Source organism: Parundibacterium terreum, from assembly GCF_014636315.1.
Taxonomy (GTDB): domain Bacteria; phylum Pseudomonadota; class Gammaproteobacteria; order Burkholderiales; family Burkholderiaceae_D; genus Undibacterium; species Undibacterium terreum.
Map to the genome: position 1 here is coordinate 410,950 of NZ_BMED01000006.1, position 18,136 is coordinate 429,085.

Here is an 18,136-nt window from a genome sequence, read left to right on the forward strand (position 1 = left end):
TCCTTTTAAATCAAAGACTTAGTTATTTGCTCTTTTTGCATGTCGCCATATCCCGACACAAATAGCGTTAAAACGACTGTTTGTTGCCTGGACTGCAGGTAATAAATGCTCTAAGTGGTTGAATGCATGGGGTTTTTTCAGGCTGGCACGGCCTGTGCTGTATGGCTAGGGAGTAGCGCTGCAATCCACACTTCCGCAGCGTTGCCTTAAACCCGATTTGAAAGGATTTACCATGCAAAACCGTAAACTGATCGCTCCCCTGTTCGCCGCTGCCCTGTTGTCTGTTACTGCAGCATCTTCCTTCGCAGCCGATACCGTAACTGCCCAGGCTGATAAGCCAAGCATGACGCAAAAAGCCGCTGTCGCCGTGGATGATTCCGTGATCACTGCTAAAGTGAAGAGCGCTCTGGTATCCGATAAAGAAGTGTCCGCATTGAAAATCAATGTGACCACCAAGCAAGGCGTTGTAATACTGACCGGTGCCGTGCCGACTGCAGAAGCCGGTGACCGCGTGATCAAGATGGTCGCTGCGATTGAAGGTGTGAAAGACATCCAGAACCAGCTGCAAGTCAAAGCCAGCTAATTGTTGCTAGCGCTGTAAAAGGTTTGCCACCTTAAAGAGCCGGCCCTCCCCATTCAAGGCCATGGCTCGGACTGGGACTGTTGCAAAGCAGTCCCGGTTTTCTTTTAGTCTTCTTCACTTTCATCAACTACCGGCGCCGCCGGGATTTTCGGTACGTTTTTGTCCGTAGCTGCGGGCCGCTTGCCCAGCAGGTAGTAGTCCAGCGCCTTCTTCACAATAGGTGCAGCCGCTTCGGCCCCCTTGCCCGCATTCTCGACAATGATGGCAACAGCGATACGCGGATGGTCGGCAGGCGCAAAAGCGGTGTACCACGCATGGTCATGCAGGCGTTCCGCCAGGCGGCTGGCATTGTATTTCTCGTTGCGCTTCAGCGTGAACACCTGCGCCGTTCCGGTTTTACCGCCAGACACGTATTCTGCGTTGGCAAATACGCCGCGCGAGGTGCCTTCCCTGGTGACGCCCACCATCGCCTGCTTGATCGCTTCCACATTTTCCGGCTTGAGCGGGATGTGGCCGCTTTCCTTGTTCACCGTCAGCGTTCTTGCATGGGTTTGCGGGTTTTCCAGTATCTTCACCAGATGCGGCTGCATGACCTTGCCGCCATTGACCAGGGTTGCCACCGCATGCGCCATCTGCAAGGGCGTGAAGGTGTTGTAGCCCTGGCCGTTGCCCAATGAGATGGTGTCGCCGGCATTCCATTTTTGCTGTGCCACGTTCTTGGACGATTTGCGCTTCCACGCGGTGGACGGCAGCAGGCCGGCTTTTTCATTATCCAGGTCTATGCCGGTCTTCTGGCCGAAGCCGAAAGGCTGCATGAAATCATGGATCGCATCCACGCCCAGGTCGTTGGCCAGCATGAAGTAATACGTGTTGCAGGAAACCACGATGGATTTATACAGGTCCACCGTGCCGTGCCCGCCTACCTTGTCGTCATTGAAGCGATGATTGCCCAGGTTGAAGAAACCCGCATCGAAGATCGCTGACGACGGCATGCGTTTGCCCAGCTCCAGCCCGGCCAGGCCCATGAAGGGCTTATAGGTCGAGCCGGGTGGGTAGGCGCCGGTCAGCGGGCGGTTCAGCAGCGGCCGGTCTGGCGAAGTATTCAATTCATTCCAGCTCTGCTGGTCTATGCCTTCCACAAACAGGTTGGGGTCATAGGTCGGCTTGGACACAAAGGCCAGCACATCGCCGGATTCCGGTTCTATCGCCACCAGCGCGCCGCGCCTGTCGCCAAAGGCTTCTTCAACGATCTTTTGCAGCTCTATATCCACCGACAGGATCAGGTTGGTGCCGGATGCCGGCGCAGTACGCGACAGCGTGCGCACTGCGCGGCCGGCAGCCGTGGTTTCCACTTTCTCAAAGCCGGTAGTGCCGTGCAAGACCTTCTCATAACTCTTTTCCAGACCTTCCTTGCCGATATAGCTGGCGCCCTTGTAGTTGGCCTCGTCTTCCGAGTCGGCGATATTCTGTGCATCCTTGGTGCTGATGCGGCCTATATAGCCGAGCACGTGCGACGCCGTTTCGCCCAGCGGATAGCGGCGGAAGGCGCGCGCCTGTATCTCCACGCCGGGGAAGCGGAAACGCTGTGCGGTGAAACGGGCAATCTCTTCATCGGTCAGCCGGGTGCGGATAGGGATGCTCTCGAAATTTTTCGATTCCTCCAGCAGCTTGACGAATTGTTTGCGGTTCTTGGGCTGGATGTCTACCAGCCGCGCCAGTTTGTCCAGCAGCGTGTCCATGTCTTCGGTAATCTTGGACGGCGTAATCTCCAGCGTATAGGCGGAGTAGTTCTGCGCCAGCAGCACGCCGTTCCTGTCCATGATCAGGCCGCGGTTCGGCACCACCGGCACCGTCAGGATGCGGTTTTCATCGGACAGCAGCGCGTACTGGTCATGCTTGATGATTTGCAGCCAGGCGAAGCGCACTATCAGCGTACAGAAGCACAGGAAGATGGCGATGCCGACGAAGAGCAGGCGCATCCTGAACAGATGGAGCTCGCGCTCGGTGTTTCGGAGTTCGGTCATACCGGGGAGGAGGTGGTTTTGCTGCTTGCGGCGGCTGGGGTTGTTGGGTGGTGTTGGGGAAAAAATTGGTTTCGCAAGTATAGCGATGGGGGATGTGTTTGTGGCTGAATTATCAGCCGTGTGCGCTATTTATTTTGTATGGAATTGTTGATGGAAAAATTTTCTTCGTGTGAGTATAGGCGATTGCCTCTCTCTTCTATAGTTAGGGCTGGTTGAGATCGCTGGCCGGGGGTAGCCCGGCATGCTACTCACTTTTTTTGTTTCGCACCTCGGCGGCCCCCAAGAAAAAGTAAGCAAAAAAAGGCGACCGCAGACTTGCCCTACGGGTGATGGGGCTGTGCCCCATCACATTTTGCTGCATTACAAAAAATGGGAAATGAACGAAACTCGCCTTCGGCTCAAACAACGTTCATTTCTGATCCATTTTCTGTAACGCACAAAATGCCGCATCCCCAGCGGGGTGGGTCAAAAGCAAGGTCAAAAGCAACTTCAACTTCCACACCAGTTCGGCCTGGTTTTGGCGAATCTATTTTCGCAGGATTTCGGTTTCTACCAGACGCCAGTCGCCAGCGTAGTCGGTGCATATTCGCGCAAGGTCCAGCGTAGCGGCAAGGCGGCTGTCTTGCGCCAGATGCGTTTTACCTTCAGTTGCCACAGCCTTTGCGCACCGGCGAAGCCGGCGGTTTCTTCTGAGTTCCACAGTACTTCTACCGTGCCCTGTACATGCAGCAGGTCGCCGGTAGAAAAATCGACGAACAGCAGCGCCGCTCTCGGGTCCATCAGCATATTGCCCAGGGTATTGAAGAAGCGGTTGCCGGTGAAGTCAGGGATGGTGAGCGTGTCGCCGTCTTTGTCGGAAGCGATGCGGACAAAGCCGGGGCGGCCGCCGCGATGCGAGATGTCTGTACCCTCGCCCTCTCCACCGCTGGTGGCGACGAACAGCGTGTCGGCCTGGCGGATCAGCTCGCCGGCTTGCTGGTCCAGCCGAGTAAAGTGCGTGATTTCCGGTTCGGCACGGGGACCGGAGATGAACTCCACATCGCGTAGCTGTATGTATTTGGGGCAGTTGCCGAAGGATTCCTCAATTGCAACCAGCATGCCTTGTCCGTCGCTATTGGCGATGAAGCCGTTGGCGCGGTTGCGGCGGCGGGTGGACAGGTCCAGGCCCAGCAGGCCTATCGCTTTGCCGATGGCGAATTGTTCGGTGTACGGTGCAAAGGCTTCCGGCTGTACCGCCAGGTGCAGGCTGCGGGCGTCCGGGCTGCTGACGAATCCGGGCTGGCCTGCCAGCATGATGGCGCTGGGCCAGCCTTCTGCATCGGTGGTGCTGGCCAGCAGATAGGGAAGCAGCGGGAAGAAGCTGCGGTGCTGCTCCGGCATATAGTCGCGGATGGCGGCACCATTGGAGCCGCCGCCAGCCAACTGGTGCGCGCGTAATTCGCCGGCGTGGAAGGGCGTATGCTCAAAGTCGGCATGCTCTGCCGCTTCAGCCGCTATGACTGGTACGGGGCTCATGCTGCCGCCGGTACAGGCAATTTGGGCATGGCCTTGAAGTTCGGCAGTGCTTCTATCCTTGCCAGCCAGGCACGCAGATTCGGATAGGGTTCCAGCGGGATGCGGCCTTCAGGGGCGTGCGCGATATAGGAGTAGCAGGCGAGGTCGGCCAGAGTTGGGTATTCTGCTGCCAGATAGCTGCGCTCCGCCAGGTACTGCTCCATAAACTGGAACAGCCTGTTGGCGATTCCCGCGGCCACGACCGGATCTCCCGGCGCATTCCATTGCAGAGCCATGCGTGCAGTGCAAGGTCCGAATTTCACTTCGCCCGCTGCAATCGAAAACCAGCGCTGTATCTGTGCCGCGGTGACGGGATCATCCGACAACCATTGGCTGTTTGGCGCATAGCGTTTCACCAGATACACCAGGATCGCATTGCTGTCGGTCAGCGTTAGCTCACCATCCTGCAGCACTGGTATCTGGCCGAGCGGATTCAATTGCAAAAATTCCGGCGTCGCCCGCTTGCTCGCCGCTGCCTCCACAAAACGGTAAGGAATCTGCAGCATGGTGAGCAAAAGCTCCACGCGGTGGCAGTGGCCGGAATAGATGGTGCCGTGCAAGGTGATGTCGGCAGGCTGTCTGGATGTGCTGGTCATGGCGCTTACCTCGGTGTGTGGACTATGCCGATGATGATAACTCTTCCGGTATATGACGTAAATAATGCTATAGTGGAAATCAGCTTTCCACAAATAGGAAGAATAAAGGGGCTTCTATGGATAGATTGGATGAATTAGTCGTTTTTCTTGCCATCCTGGAAACTGCCAGCCTCAGCGGCGCCGGGCGCAAGCTGCGACGCTCTCCGCCTGCCGTCACGCGTACACTGGCGGCTCTGGAAGAGCGGGTAGGCACGCGGCTGGTAGAGCGCACTACCCGCAGGCTGGCCGCCACCGAAGCCGGCCTGCGGCTGGCCGAGCTGGCGCGGCGGGTATTGGCAGACTATGAAGATGCGGTGCGTGAAGACGCCGATGCACCCTTGCGCGGCAAGCTGAGAGTCACCGCGCCGCAGGTATTCGGCCGCCGCCATGTAGCGCCGGTCGTGCTCAGCTTCATGGACAAGTATCCGTCCATGCAGGTGGAGCTGATGCTGGGCGACCGCAATCTGGACCTGATAGAAGAAGGTCTGGACCTAGCCGTGCGCATAGGCCGGCTGGCGGATGCCGGCATCGTGGCGCGCAAAGTGGGCGAGGTAAAGCGCCTGCTGGTCGCCAGCCCCGACTATATTGCCAAGCGCGGCGCACCGCAGACACCGGATGACCTGGCCGCGCATGACACCATCCACAATACCGGTGTACCCGCACCGCCGGAATGGCGCTTCCGCCACGCGGGCAGCGATCACACAGTGCGCGTCACGCCGCGCCTGACCGTCAATGATGTAGACGCGATGCTGTTTGCGGTGCGCTCCGGCCGGGGCCTGGGGCGGCCGCTGTCTTACCAGGCGGCAGACGATATTGCCAAAGGCACGCTGGTACGGCTGATGCCCGACTGGGAAAACGATGCTGTTCCAGTGAGCCTGGTGGTGTCCAGCGCGCGCCATATGGCACCCAAGCTGCGCGCCTTCATGGATCATGCGGTGGAATGCCTCAGCAAGCTGGAAGTGCTGCAGCCTTTGCCCAAATAAAACTTATTGTCCATATTGACGCATCAATTTCCATTCAGAAAATGCCTGATAGCAAGAGCTGAACAGAACCAGGGAGCTTAGGCAAAACAAGACCGCAGGTCATATGCCAGTCACATTCAAAAGGTAGATTTGACAAGCAAATTCAGGCTCAAATCCCATCCCCCTTTTCTTGTGAAGGCATCGCCATGAGTTCCAGCGTAGACACCCTGCATGCAGCTGCATCCTCGCACACCCACCCACCTCGGCACCCGTCGCGCCCGCATATAGACCAGAAGAACGGCCCGCTGGCAGGCCTGATCTTTATCTGCCTGCTGGCAACGGGCCTGCTGTTCACCGGCTATAGCCTGACGACCGACGTGACCGAAGCCGGCGGTGGCGCCGGGAGCTGGGTGCCCTATCTGTTGCTGGGCGTGGCCTTGCTGATTGCTTTGGGCTTTGAATTCGTCAACGGCTTTCACGATACCGCCAATGCGGTAGCGACGGTGATCTACACGCACTCGTTGCCGCCCAATTTTGCGGTGATGTGGTCAGGCTTCTTTAATTTCCTCGGTGTGCTGCTGTCTAGCGGTGCAGTGGCCTTTGGCATTATTTCGCTGCTGCCGGTGGAGCTGATCTTGCAGGTAGGCTCCGGCTCAGGCTTTGCGATGGTGTTTGCCTTGCTGATCGCCGCCATCATGTGGAACCTGGGCACCTGGTGGCTGGGTTTGCCTGCCTCTTCCTCGCATACGATGATAGGCTCCATCCTCGGCGTCGGCGTTGCCAATGCACTCATGCATGGCCGCGACGGCACCAGCGGTGTCGATTGGGAACAGGCTGCCAAGGTCGGCTACTCATTGCTGCTGTCGCCGCTGGTAGGTTTTGTCTGCGCGGCACTGTTGCTGCTGGCAATGCGTGCGCTGGTGAAGAGCAAGGAATTGTATGAAGCCCCGGCCGGCAAGACGCCGCCGCCATGGTGGATACGCGGCCTGCTGATTCTGACCTGCACCGGCGTTTCCTTCGCGCATGGCTCCAATGACGGCCAAAAAGGCATGGGCCTGATCATGCTGATACTGGTGGGCACCGTGCCTATGGCCTATGCGCTGAACCGCGCGATGCCGGTAGACCATGTGACGCAGTTCGTCGCGGTATCGCAAGTGACGCAGCAATCGCTGCAAAAATACCTGGAACCTACAGTCGCCCTTCCTGCCGATTCGCGCAAAACTTTGTCTGAATATGTGCGCACCCGCGAGCTGAAGCCGGATGTAGTACCGGCTCTGGCCGTGATGGTAGGCTCCATCGGCCTGCAGGTGAAAGAACACGGCTCCCTGGCCAAGGTGCCGCAACAGTCGGTGGCCAACGTGCGTAATGACATGTATTTGGCCGCAGAAGCGATACGCTTCCTGGACAAGAACGGTGCCACCGGTTTTGATGACGACACCAAGGCCAACCTGAAAGCCTTCAAGAAACAGATAGATGACGCGACCAAGTTCATCCCGCTGTGGGTAAAGGTGGCAGTAGCGATTGCGCTGGGCCTGGGCACCATGGTCGGCTGGAAGCGCATCGTGGTGACCGTCGGCGAAAAAATAGGCAAGACCCACCTGACCTATGCGCAGGGCGCTTCCGCAGAGCTGGTAGCGATGCTGACGATAGGCGCAGCCGATATATACGGCTTGCCGGTATCCACCACACATGTCTTGTCATCCGGCGTGGCGGGTACGATGGCGGCTAACCGCTCGGGCCTGCAACTGTCCACCATCCGCAACCTGGCAGCGGCCTGGGTGCTGACCTTGCCGGTAGCGATCCTGCTGTCCGGCTCGCTGTACTGGTTGTTCTCTCACTTGTTCTGACGGTCTCTTAAAGACTGGCAGCAAAAAAGCAGAAAGCCCGGCTTTATTGGCCGGGCTTCTTACTTGATGAGACTGAATAGAAAAATAGGGTGGACGTCTGTTCCACACACCGGGAAGAGAGGGAGGGATGCCCTAACCGGTTAATGCTTATGTGGGCAGAGCAGTCCACCCTACAAGGGGACTGCGCTTCCCAAGCCTAAAAGCAAGCTCAGGAAAAAGACCTTAAAAACTGTAGCCTATCGATGCACCAACAGAAGCATTGGTGCGGCGGGCCACCAGCGGGCTGTCGCGTGCTTCATCACCCAGGCGTGTCACTTCTGCGCCGACTGTGCTTACCCAGTTCTGCGTCAATGCATGGCGCCACATCACACCCACGCTGCTGCCTGCCACGCCGGCTGTCGGCGTATATACCGCATTGCTGCTGGCCACAGATTGCGACGGCGTGACGCCGAAGTAAGTTTGCATCAGCGACTTGTTACCGTAAGCAAAACCGGCCGATGCCTGCACCAGATCCTGCTTGGTGGAATAGACATCGTAGCGGCCGATGACATCCAGCTCGGTGCCGCGACGTTCACCCAGTGTCTGGCGCAAGGCGGTGTTCACGTGGAAAGGGCCGTTGTCATAGTTACCGAACAAATTGACCTGGGCGCGGGTATCGATGTCACCCATGCCGCGCAGGCGGTTGCGGGCGCCGTTATCGTTGTCGCCGGCAGATTCCTTGCGGGAACCGCTAGCGCCCAGGCTGGCGGCAAACGAGAAGCCGTTGTAGTTATTGACGAAGCGGTAACCGATACCGTCCGACGTGCTGACAAATACGCCGTTGGAAAAATTGGCCTCGCCAAATAGGCCGGCACGCCATTGAGATTTGTCGCCGAATAAACGGTCGCCGTAAGTGATGCCGGCACCGATGGTTTGTTCTGCCTGCTCGTTGGAACGTGCGCTTGCCACAGGCGACGCCAGCGTGGAATTATCCGCGGCGAGAACAGGCAGGGCCGGCAGAGCGGCAGCGATGGTCAACAGAGCGAGTAGCTTGCGCTTCATGGTTATATCCTTTTCTAAAACGATGGAGTGAAGCGTGGATGCCGTTCAACTAGGCATGCCGCCGCTTCGGAACGAAGATTAGCAAAGGGAAAGGATGGGTACTACCAGGATGTGCGAAGAGCCGCTATTCAGGCTATTTGGTACTGCGAATTAGTACCTTTGAGGTAAATTGAACTTTATGGAACCGTAAAACTGGGGTAGGCACCAATGTTCTTGCGTTCGCAGTAGATGACACGGTAGGGTGTGTTAGCGAAGCGTAACGCACCGAATTCGTCGCAATCCTTTGCCGTCTTTATTAATCAACGAGGTCGCTGCCAACGATGAAGTTTGATTCAATAGCCGGTGAATCATTCGGTGCGTTACGCTTCGCTAACACACCCTACATTCTGTGTTCTACGTTCATCTGGAGAAGGTTCCGACTACATCATCGCCCTGATACGCTCATACCCCGCCTTGCTGATAGGGATCTGTTTACCGTCCCGCATCAGCGCCACATGGCTGTCCTTGGTCTGGCGTTCTATGCTCTGCAGTTTTTCTATATTGATGATGTAGGAGCGGTGTATGCGTACAAACTTCTTCGGGTCCAGCTGCGTCTCCAGCTCGGACAGCCTCTGCGTCTTCAGGTAGCACTTCCCTTCAGACTGTATGCTGATGTAGTCATCCTGCGCCTCGGCATAATCCATCTTCTCTACAGGTATCACATGCACCTGGTTGCGGTCGCGGATCAGGATGCGTTCCAGCTTTTCGCCGGTTTGCGTCAGCAGGTTTTCCAGTGCGGGCAGGGTCTGGCCGAGCGCCTTGCGTGCCTGTGCCAGAGCCTCGTCAAAGCGGGTTTGCGAGAAAGGTTTCAGCAAATAATCCACCGCATGCAGGTCGAAGGCCTTCAGCGCGTACTGGTCGTATGCAGTGGTAAAGATCACGCCGCTGTTGCGGCCTGTCAGCTCCAGCACTTCCAGCCCGGTCAGCTTGGGCATTTGTATGTCCAGGAAGACCAGGTCCGGGTTCAGGCCGGTGATGTCCTTCACCGCCTGCAGGCCGTTGTCGCATTCGCCGATGATTTCCATGTCTGCATGCTGGCCCAGATACTCGCGCACCAGGCGGCGGGCCAGGTCTTCATCATCCACGATTAGTACTTTGATGGTTTCGCTCATGTCTTTTTTATATTCAGGCTTCGTTATAGCTCAGCGGCAGCGCCATCTCCACCACAAACTGCCCTTCAGCCAAGGTCCAGTCTACCCGTGCCCTGTCACCGTAGATGCTGGCAAAGCGCTGGCGGATATTCTTCAGGCCGGTGCCATTACCGGCGGTTGTGGTGGGGTTGCTGTCCACCGGGTTGCTGACTGAAACGTGCAGCCACTGCTCGCGGGCAAAGGCTTGCAGCGTGACCGTGCCGCCGTCCACCAGATCGCGTATGCCGTGCTTGATGGCGTTTTCTATCAGGGGCTGCAATATCATCGGTGGTATCAGCGCGCGCTGCGCATTGTCTGCAACATCCATTTCTGATCCAAGTTTTTTGCCGAAGCGTATTTTCTCTATCGCCAGAAAGCTGCTGCACAGTGCAATCTCGTCTGCCAGCGGTATCACCTGCTTTTCCGACAGTGCCAGGGTTTGCCGGAAAAACTGCGCCAGTTCTATCGTCATGCTGCGTGCGGCGGGGCCGTCCATCGTCGTCAGCGCACTGATGGAATTGAGGCTGTTAAACAAGAAATGCGGATTGATCTGCGTGCGCAAAACCTGCAGCTCTGCATCCCGCGCCAGTACCTTGGATTCTGCCGCCCTGCGCTCTGCCAGCCGCATGGTGTCAAATGCGATCAGCACATCATGCGCGAGGATGGACAGCAGATAAAAGCCGCAACCGGCAGCAAACAGCACCACCGCCACATGCTGAGATATATTCACCGCCGCATAATCGCCGGCCAGCGTTTGCGCCAACTGATTCCACACCTGGCAAATGGCCAGCCATGCAAAACCCGCAATCAGCGAAGAGCCGCCGAACACTGCCACTGCAAAAATGAAATGCCGCTTCGACAAAGGCAGCGAGCGACATACGTAATAGGCGGAAGAAGCGACAAAGCTGTACAGCAGCGCTGCCGGCAGTGCAAACAGCAGCGCACTGCCCCAGCTGGCCAGCTCCGCGGTCACCATCAGCAGTGCGACAAACAGCCCGGTCAGCATCCATGCGGATAGGTACCACAGCAGCTTGCGGGCGTTAGTGAGGATGGGGTGCATGGGCAGGGGCTAGTGGGTGGCGGGAAATGATAAAAATCAGTTTTTCACTTCCACGCCGCCCATGATGGCCTCACCCTCTATCACCAGGCGCTTGAGCGAGTTCATCGGCGGTACGGTCTTGTCATCCATGCCGGCCAGGATGGGCGTGCCGTTCATCACCACAGACCAGTCGGTAGGCACCTTGATGACAATGCCGCCCCACATCGCAAACACACTGATCACCGCCTCATCCACGATGGAGGCCTGGCGCAGATCCAGCTCCACCCCGCCCATCACCGCCAGGATATCGCCACCCTTGAAGGCCTGCGAATCGCTTTTCAGGTTATGCCCGCTCATCACGGCCACCACGTCTACGCTGCTGGTGTCGCCCGGCTGCAGCGTGATGCCGTCGCGGTGCGCACGCCATTGCTTGCCATACAGCCCGCGGGACAAGACCATGGCGCCGGCAAAGATCAGGAAAGCCGGCCACCAGTCGCGCCAGCGGAAATACACCAGGCCCAGATGCTGCAATATCATGCCGGTGCCTACCGCCACCAGCACGCCGCCGAGGATGTAGGCGCTGGTATGCCGCGCCTGGTGCAGCTTCATCACGCCGAAACCGACGAACACCAGCGGCCAAAAAGGCAGAAAATCGCTGGTATCAAAGATATGCAGATTGTTCAACAGGGCCAGCGCGCCGATCACGATGATGAAAGCACCGAAGAAGACCCGGCTTTGGTTGCGGTCGCGGTTCATTTGGAAGACTCCTTATTCTTGTTATCGATATCGTGAGACAGGTTGAAGGCGCCGCGCAGCAAGATGCTGGCACCCCAGGCGATAAGGATCATCGGCCAAGTATTGCCAAATGTCCATCCCCACAGATGTTCCATGCAGGCATACAGCCACCCTGCCGCCAGGATATGGTAGATGCCGCTCACCACATGCGCAGGCTTCTTCGCAAACACGATATTGGCCAGGCCAGAGATCGCCACTATCAGCGGCCACAGGTGCCAGAAAGTGAGGATATCCACATCCATGAAACCCAGCTTGTAGCCCAACACGATAACGCCCACCGCAATCAGCGACAGCCCCCACACCAGATTGGAGCGCGCATCGCCGTCATCGCCGTAATACCACCGGCGCCGTTTTTTCTCATTGGGAGCACTATCCGCCCCGCCTTGCTGTAATTGATCAGACATTGCTTTCCTTTCCGAGGATAACCAGGCACTAGGGCCGTTTTGCCGCGTCCGGCACCGTTTTTAAAGGCCGGAAGGCGGTTTTGTTGTCAGCAAGGTCAAGATAAGGGATGGCGCGGCGCTTGTCGCGCGGTTTTCGGTGAATGGCGGAGGGAGGTCGGTGAGTGGCGAACCTCGTAGATTTTACTGAGTTGAATGGCGGCTCAGTGAAAAATTGTGACTTATAGTCCGTAGACCTATAAGTCACATGACTTCATGATTTGCACATATATCAACATGGGCGCAATCAATGGCAAATCCTTTGCTGGTCGGCTTTGGTCTTCATCTCAAAAAACTACGTTTAGAAAAAGGTTTGAGCCAAGAACAATTGGGGCTTATTGCAGAATTGGATCGCACCTATATCAGCGGTATAGAGCGTGGCGTTCGCAATGTCAGTCTCACCAATATTTTTCGTATTGCTAAAGCCTTAGATGTGCAAGCTTCTGAACTATTTCAGTCGGAAGCAATTAGCCATGACTGAGAGAGCCTACTATTCAGCGGAAATTTCTAATTTTCTAAATGAGTCTGTTGACTCGATTATTGGAAAGATTACGCAAAAACATCCACAAAGCCTAGAGCATTTACAAACCGGAGCATGGTCCAGGCAAATTGAGATATTGCAAAAACAATTGTCCGCTATTGCAGAAGGGCACATTCTTTTTGAGGTACAAATTCCCAGAATGGGAAAGCGTGCGGACGTAGTATTAATCCACAGAGACATTATTTTCGTCTTGGAGTTTAAGGTCGGCGCTGACAATTATCTTGCGCAAGATATTAGACAAGCGCATGGCTATGCTCTTGACTTGAGCTCTTTTCACGAAGGCAGTCACGCAAAGACTATAGTGCCCATCTTGATTGCCACGAAAGCACTGGCATCGGAAGTGCATTTAATATTTAGACCCGATCATGTGTATGAGCCGCTCACTATAAATGAGCTAAATATTTACCAGGCCATCCGACATTGCATAGAGAATATTCGGGCTAACGAGCCTATCAATTATGAGGAATGGATAAGCTCAGCCTACAAACCGACCCCTAATATTATTGAAGCCGCGCAGGCACTATATTCAAATCATGACGTGAAAAATATTGCGCGTCATGACGCAAGTGCACAGAACTTGAGAGTTACATCGAAAAGCATCCAAGATATTGTTCACTCGGCCCGACTTAACAACAATAAAACGATCTGTTTCGTCACGGGCGTGCCAGGTGCCGGGAAAACCTTGGTTGGTCTTAATATTGCGACAGCACAGGCAAGCAAAACAAATGATGAGCACGCGGTTTTCCTCTCCGGAAATGGGCCATTAGTTGAAGTTTTGCGCGAGGCGCTTGTACGTGATCAAGTAGATCGTTGCCCAGGCACCACGAAAGAAAAAGCTTCGAGAGAGGTGGAGTCAATGATCCAAAATATTCATCACTTTAGGGATGAGGCACTCAAGGACCTACGCAAAGCTCCACCTGAGCGAGTTGTGATATTTGACGAAGCGCAACGCGCTTGGAATCTTGCAAGCACATCGAAATTCATGACGCAAAAACGCGGCCAGGAAAATTTTAATCAATCCGAGCCAGAGTTTCTGATTAGCGTGATGGATAGGCATGAAGACTGGTGTGTCATCGTCGCACTCATTGGAGGTGGGCAAGAAATAAATACTGGTGAGGCTGGCCTGCAAGGTTGGTTTGATGCGCTCGCGACGAAATTCCCAAATTGGCACGTGCACTATTCGTCCAAGTTATCTCAAATTGAATACGCTGGAGGCGACCTTAATTTCTCAGATCTACCGAATGTTAAGGCAGAGCCAAGCCTACATCTAGCAACTTCAATGCGGTCGTTTCGTGCTGAAAAATTGTCGCACATGGTCCATTATGTAATCCACAATCAGGCCGAAGCCGCGGCTGATTGCTATAAAAAATTTAAGCATAAATTTCCTATTAAAATTACTAGAGACTTAAGTAAGGCGAAAGCCTGGATTAAAGCGCAAGCACGAGCAAATGAAACAAAGGGCGTTGTTGCTTCGTCAGGTGCTACTAGGCTTAAGCCAGAGGGCATTTTTGTTAAGAACCGTTTGTCTGCAGCAGATTGGTTTTTAAATGATGTGGATGATGTTCGGTCTTGCCACTTTTTGGAAGACGTTGCAACTGAATTCGATATCCAAGGGCTGGAATTGGATTGGTGCCTTGTGGGTTGGGATGCGGATTATCGGTATGGAGATAGGCAATTTGAGCATTGGAAATTTACCGGTACGACTTGGAAGCAACGCCATCAAGAGGCACAAAAGCGTTATTTGGAAAACGCATACAGGGTGCTGCTAACTCGCGCACGTCACGGTATGGTGATATTTGTACCTAGCGGAGATGATGCAGATCAAACGCGCTATTCGACATTCTACGACTGCACTTTTTCCTATTTGTTAAGCTGTGGACTAGATTCTTTGTGATCGTTCGAAGCAGGCTTGGTATGTAAAAAAGGCTCCAACCGGAGCCTTTTTAGTCTTTAACTTAATAGCCTATAGTGTTGGCTATATGCTTATTTCTTTGCAGCGTCGCCAGTAGCGGCTGGTGCGCTAGCGGCAGCCGATGCAGCTCCGGCAGCAGCAGCCGGTGCTCCGGTGATTTCAATCTTCGCTTTTGCCTTCATGTCATCCAGCAGCTTTTTCAAGTTTTGCTGTTGCAGTTGCTGAGCGATTTTCGGTTTTACTTCTTCCAGACTAGGTACTGGTTCTGGACGGGAATCTTCCAGCATGATTACGTGGTAGCCGAACTGTGATTTGACTGGCTCTTCAGTGAACTTGCCTTTTTCCAGCTTGGCTACCGCTGCGCCAAATTCAGGCACCATGCCGCGTGGGTCAAACCAGCCCAGATCGCCGCCTTTGTCTTTGGAGCCTGGGTCCATCGATTTGGCTTTTGCCAGCGCTTCAAACTGTTTTGGATCTTTCTTCAGCTTGGCGATGATGTCCTTGGCTTCTTCTTCTGTCTTCACCAGGATGTGGCGCGCTTCGTATTGCTTGCCGGATTGGGCTGCAACCTTGTCGTATTCAGCCTTGATTGCTTCATCGGTCGGCTTGCTGTTCTTGATGTAGTCCTGCACAAAAGCCTGTGCCAGGATGGACTGTTTAGTCATCTCTATCTGCTCAGCCACTTCAGGGGACTTGTCCAGGCCCTTGGTAGTTGCTTCCTGGGCTACCAGCAGCTGCATCGCCAGGTTATCAATCACCAGTTTGCGGGTTTCTGCATTGTCAGGCATGCCTTGTTGCAGCGCTTGCTGCTGCATGATCTGGTCCAGGCGCTTTTGGGTGATAGGTGTGCCGTTGACAGTAGCGGCGATTGCGCCTTTGTCAGCCGTGGCTGTAGTGGATGCAGCGGCTTTGTCGCCTTCTTTTGGAGTACAGGCGCTCAGGGCCAGCAAAGCAACGGCGGCGCTTACAGCGATGGCTACACGGGATTTGATCAACACAGGGTATTCCTTTATTCGGTAGTTAAATTGTGCATGCTTGCCCAGTTCCGGCACTTTGCCAGGGCTGTCTAGCCTTCAGGTAATAACATGCGATTTTTATGAAACGACGGAGCATTCTACTTGGGAAATGTGACAGCTTGCTAGCAAATTACCTTTGCTTGCTTTATTTTTACTTAGGGCAAGAAAAATTATCTTCTTTGCAATCAATTGAGGGGCCGCGCCCTGCCGTATCAAGCTTAGGTGGCGTTTTTTTGCCCCTTCTAATCACTGCAAACGAATAGCCGTATCAAACACCCAAGTACGGCGAATCTCAATCACGTCATACTGGCGCACCAGGCCGGGTGGGAACGGGCCATAGGGTGCCTGGCTGGCGATGACTTTGCGTATCGCATCATCAATGGCGGGTACGCCGCTGGAGACTACGAAAGTCACCTTCTCTACCGAGCCGTCGGCGCGGATTGCCACTGTGACCATCGGTTGGGTGTGGGGCTGCTTGACCACGTCGCGCACCATGTCGAAGGTCATGTTTCTTTCTATCTTGCGGCTTATGGCTTCTGCGTAGGCAACCAGATCGGCATTCGGGTCGGCGCGGCCGAGTAGCCAGCCGCGGCGCAGGCTGCTTACGCCGGGCAGCAGCGAGCGTGAAGGGCGGTTTTGCGCTGCATCACGCTGGGCCGCTTCTTCGTTGAGCTGTTTGCCGATGGCGCGCAGCCGCTCTTCATGTATTGCGTCCTGCTCGGCCCGTTCTTTTTGCGCCTGTTCTTTTTTTGCCTGCTCCTGTCGTGCTGCTTCTTGCTTGATGGCGTCTTGTCGCCCGGCTTCGCTCCTGGCGGCCTGCTCGGCGCGGGCAGCCTCCTGCTTTGAGGCGTCTTGCCGTGCCTGTTCCTGCCGCGCTGCCTCTTGCCTTGCTGCTTCTTGTCGGGCCTGTTCCTGTCTTGATGCTTCTTGCCTCGATGCTTCCTTGCGTTCGGCTTCCTGGCGTGCAGCTTCATTCCTGGCTGCTTCAGCGCGGGCGGCTTCCTGTTTTATGGCGTCTCGCTGTAGTTGCTCCTGCCTTGCCGCCTCTTGCCTGATGGCGTCCTGGCGTGCCTGTTCGCGGCGTGCTGCTTCTTGCTGCGATGCTTCCTTACGCGCAGCTTCCAGTCTTGCAGCCTCCGCCCTCTCCTGCTCCTTGCGGGCTGTATCTTGCCGTATCTTTTCCTCTTGTTTTGCGCGTTCTTGCCGCAGAGCGTTCTGGCGAAGTTCTTCCTGGCGGGCAAGCTCCCTGCGTTCTGCCTCTTTGCGCGCAACCTCGTTCTTGGCGGCCTGTTCGGCGCGGGCGGCTTCCTGCTTTATTGCTTCCTGTTTTGTGGCCAACAGCTGTGCCGCTTCCAACTGTGCCTGCCGTGCGGCCTCAAGCTGGGCTTGCTTCGCTTGTTCCCGGCGTGTTGCTTCCTGTTGCGAGGCTTCCCTGCGCTCGGCTTCCAGTTTTGCAGCCTCAGCCGCCTCGGCCCTCTGCTGTTCTTTGCGGGCGCTATCTTGCCGAGTTTTTTCTTCTTGTCTTGTGCGCTCTTGCTGCAGCGCGATACGGCGAAGATCTTCCTGGCGGGCCAGCTCCCTGCGTTCGGTTTCCACTCGCGCAGCTTCGCTCCTAGCTGCTTGCTCAGCGCGGGCGGCTTCTTGCTTGCTTGCTTCCTGTTTTGCGGCTAACAACTGTGAGGCTTCCAATTGCGCTTGCCGCGCCGTTTCAAGCTGTGCCTGTTTTTCCTGTTTGGCCTGCTCTTGCCGTATGGCCTCCCTGCGCTCGGCCTCCAGTTGCACCGTCGCGATCAGTTCCTGTTCCTGCCTGGCGGCCTCCCGCTGCGCCGCCTCTTTCTGCGCGGCCGCCTTCAACTCCGCCTGCCTCTGGCCTTCTGCGTTCTGTTTTTCACGTTCTACCCTAGCCAGTTCAAGTGCCGGGTCGGCCGGCTCTTGTTCGACCTGCTTCTGCGCTACGTCGGCCGCATTGGCCGTATTGCTGGGGGCTGGGGCCTCATTTTCCGAAACAGGAGTGGTTTGCGCTGCCGTATTCGTGGGTATTTCCGCCGCCGGCTTATCTGCCTCGGCTGGCCGCTTCATGCGTGGGCGCTTTCGCGCCGCCGGTGCGGGGGGAGTTACCGGCGTTGGCGGGGCCGCTTCGGCGCTCTCGCTGGGCTCGGCGGAGAGCGCTGAGCTGGGCAACAGGATCAGTCCGCTCGCCATTGCGGGTTTGTCTGTTGCAGCAGGCGCCGGATTGGCCATGTCTGCGGACGGGGCATCTGTCGGCGTTGTTGCCGGTGCTGATCCTGATTGCGCCGGTAAAAGGAGGATGTGCAGATCATCGGCAGCCAGGCGCTTTTCTTTCCACGGAAAATCCAGGCCGGGAAGTCCGAACACCTGGCCGCCCAGTGCAATGCTCAGCAGCAGCGCATGCACCAACAGGGAGATCAGCACCGCAGTGCTTAGACGCCAGGGTTCGCGCTCGATGAGGGCCGCTGTTCTCAAATCAGAAACCCTTTGCGCAGGCGCAGAGCCGGTTGTTCAAAACCGCTTTTCTTTTTGCCTGCGAAAATTGGATAGCTTTGGAAGCCATTAAAGT

The 18,136-nt window shown here is 55.8% G+C and carries 15 protein-coding genes; 5 read left to right on the forward strand and 10 right to left on the reverse strand.

All coding sequences use genetic code 11. From position 1 onward, the window contains the following. The first annotated feature begins 232 nt into the window (after window positions 1-232). Window positions 233-583, forward strand: coding sequence for a BON domain-containing protein (locus tag IEW12_RS24795; RefSeq protein WP_188568804.1), 351 nt, complete (start codon window positions 233-235; stop codon window positions 581-583). Between the two features lie 104 nt (window positions 584-687). Here the strand turns inward: IEW12_RS24795 and mrdA are convergent, their stop codons facing one another. From mrdA to IEW12_RS24810, 3 genes are all read right to left on the reverse strand, one after another. After that, window positions 688-2,607: a penicillin-binding protein 2 gene (gene mrdA, locus IEW12_RS24800; RefSeq protein WP_188568805.1), complete on the reverse strand. Its 1,920-nt coding sequence runs from the start codon at window positions 2,605-2,607 to the stop codon at window positions 688-690. Window positions 2,608-3,156: 549 nt separating this feature from the next. Beyond that, window positions 3,157-4,122, reverse strand: a complete 966-nt coding sequence (locus IEW12_RS24805; protein ID WP_188568806.1) for a pyridoxamine 5'-phosphate oxidase family protein — start codon at window positions 4,120-4,122, stop codon at window positions 3,157-3,159. Next, window positions 4,119-4,757 (reverse strand): glutathione S-transferase family protein, encoded by a 639-nt coding sequence (locus IEW12_RS24810; protein ID WP_188568807.1) that lies wholly within the window; start codon window positions 4,755-4,757, stop codon window positions 4,119-4,121. The genes IEW12_RS24805 and IEW12_RS24810 overlap by 4 nt, the downstream gene beginning before the upstream one ends. Before the next feature lie 116 nt (window positions 4,758-4,873). Here IEW12_RS24810 and IEW12_RS24815 point away from each other — a divergent pair, with 116 nt between their 5' ends. Beyond that, entirely contained in the window at window positions 4,874-5,779 is a 906-nt protein-coding gene (locus IEW12_RS24815; protein ID WP_188568808.1) for a LysR family transcriptional regulator, read from the forward strand. 185 nt (window positions 5,780-5,964) lie between these two features. Next, window positions 5,965-7,605, forward strand: a complete 1,641-nt coding sequence (locus IEW12_RS24820) for an inorganic phosphate transporter (RefSeq protein WP_188568809.1) — start codon at window positions 5,965-5,967, stop codon at window positions 7,603-7,605. A gap of 222 nt (window positions 7,606-7,827) precedes the next feature. On the opposite strand, the gene IEW12_RS24825 is transcribed toward IEW12_RS24820, so the two are convergent. The 5 genes from IEW12_RS24825 to IEW12_RS24845 all read right to left on the reverse strand — a co-directional run bounded on the left by IEW12_RS24825 (window position 7,828) and on the right by IEW12_RS24845 (window position 12,053). Further along, a complete protein-coding gene (locus IEW12_RS24825) occupies window positions 7,828-8,646 on the reverse strand; it encodes a MipA/OmpV family protein (protein ID WP_188568810.1) in 819 nt (272 codons plus the stop codon). Between the two features lie 419 nt (window positions 8,647-9,065). Further along, window positions 9,066-9,797 carry a LytR/AlgR family response regulator transcription factor gene (locus tag IEW12_RS24830; protein ID WP_229751332.1) on the reverse strand — a complete coding sequence of 244 codons (732 nt, stop codon included), beginning with the start codon at window positions 9,795-9,797 and terminating at the stop codon, window positions 9,066-9,068. Between the two features lie 13 nt (window positions 9,798-9,810). Beyond that, a complete protein-coding gene (locus IEW12_RS24835) occupies window positions 9,811-10,875 on the reverse strand; it encodes a sensor histidine kinase (RefSeq protein ID WP_188568811.1) in 1,065 nt (354 codons plus the stop codon). Between the two features lie 36 nt (window positions 10,876-10,911). Further along, on the reverse strand, window positions 10,912-11,610 hold the full coding sequence (locus IEW12_RS24840) for a LiaI-LiaF-like domain-containing protein (RefSeq protein ID WP_188568812.1): 699 nt from the start codon (window positions 11,608-11,610) through the stop codon (window positions 10,912-10,914). Continuing rightward, window positions 11,607-12,053 carry a LiaI-LiaF-like domain-containing protein gene (locus tag IEW12_RS24845; protein WP_188568813.1) on the reverse strand — a complete coding sequence of 149 codons (447 nt, stop codon included), beginning with the start codon at window positions 12,051-12,053 and terminating at the stop codon, window positions 11,607-11,609. Before IEW12_RS24845 ends, IEW12_RS24840 begins: the two co-directional genes overlap by 4 nt. 286 nt (window positions 12,054-12,339) lie before the next feature. Between IEW12_RS24845 and IEW12_RS24850 the strand changes: the two genes are divergently transcribed. Continuing rightward, the gene (locus tag IEW12_RS24850; RefSeq protein ID WP_188568814.1) at window positions 12,340-12,570 is read left to right on the forward strand and encodes a helix-turn-helix domain-containing protein; all 231 of its coding nucleotides are present in this window, start codon (window positions 12,340-12,342) and stop codon (window positions 12,568-12,570) included. Continuing rightward, window positions 12,563-14,524, forward strand: coding sequence for a DUF2075 domain-containing protein (locus IEW12_RS24855; RefSeq protein WP_188568815.1), 1,962 nt, complete (start codon window positions 12,563-12,565; stop codon window positions 14,522-14,524). The genes IEW12_RS24850 and IEW12_RS24855 overlap by 8 nt, the downstream gene beginning before the upstream one ends. Before the next feature lie 89 nt (window positions 14,525-14,613). On the opposite strand, the gene IEW12_RS24860 is transcribed toward IEW12_RS24855, so the two are convergent. Together IEW12_RS24860 and IEW12_RS24865 are read right to left on the reverse strand one after the other, a co-directional pair. Continuing rightward, window positions 14,614-15,540 carry a peptidylprolyl isomerase gene (locus IEW12_RS24860; RefSeq protein WP_188568816.1) on the reverse strand — a complete coding sequence of 309 codons (927 nt, stop codon included), beginning with the start codon at window positions 15,538-15,540 and terminating at the stop codon, window positions 14,614-14,616. 264 nt (window positions 15,541-15,804) lie between these two features. Continuing rightward, the gene (locus IEW12_RS24865) at window positions 15,805-18,042 is read right to left on the reverse strand and encodes a TonB C-terminal domain-containing protein (RefSeq protein WP_188568817.1); all 2,238 of its coding nucleotides are present in this window, start codon (window positions 18,040-18,042) and stop codon (window positions 15,805-15,807) included. Between the last annotated feature and the right edge of the window lie 94 nt (window positions 18,043-18,136).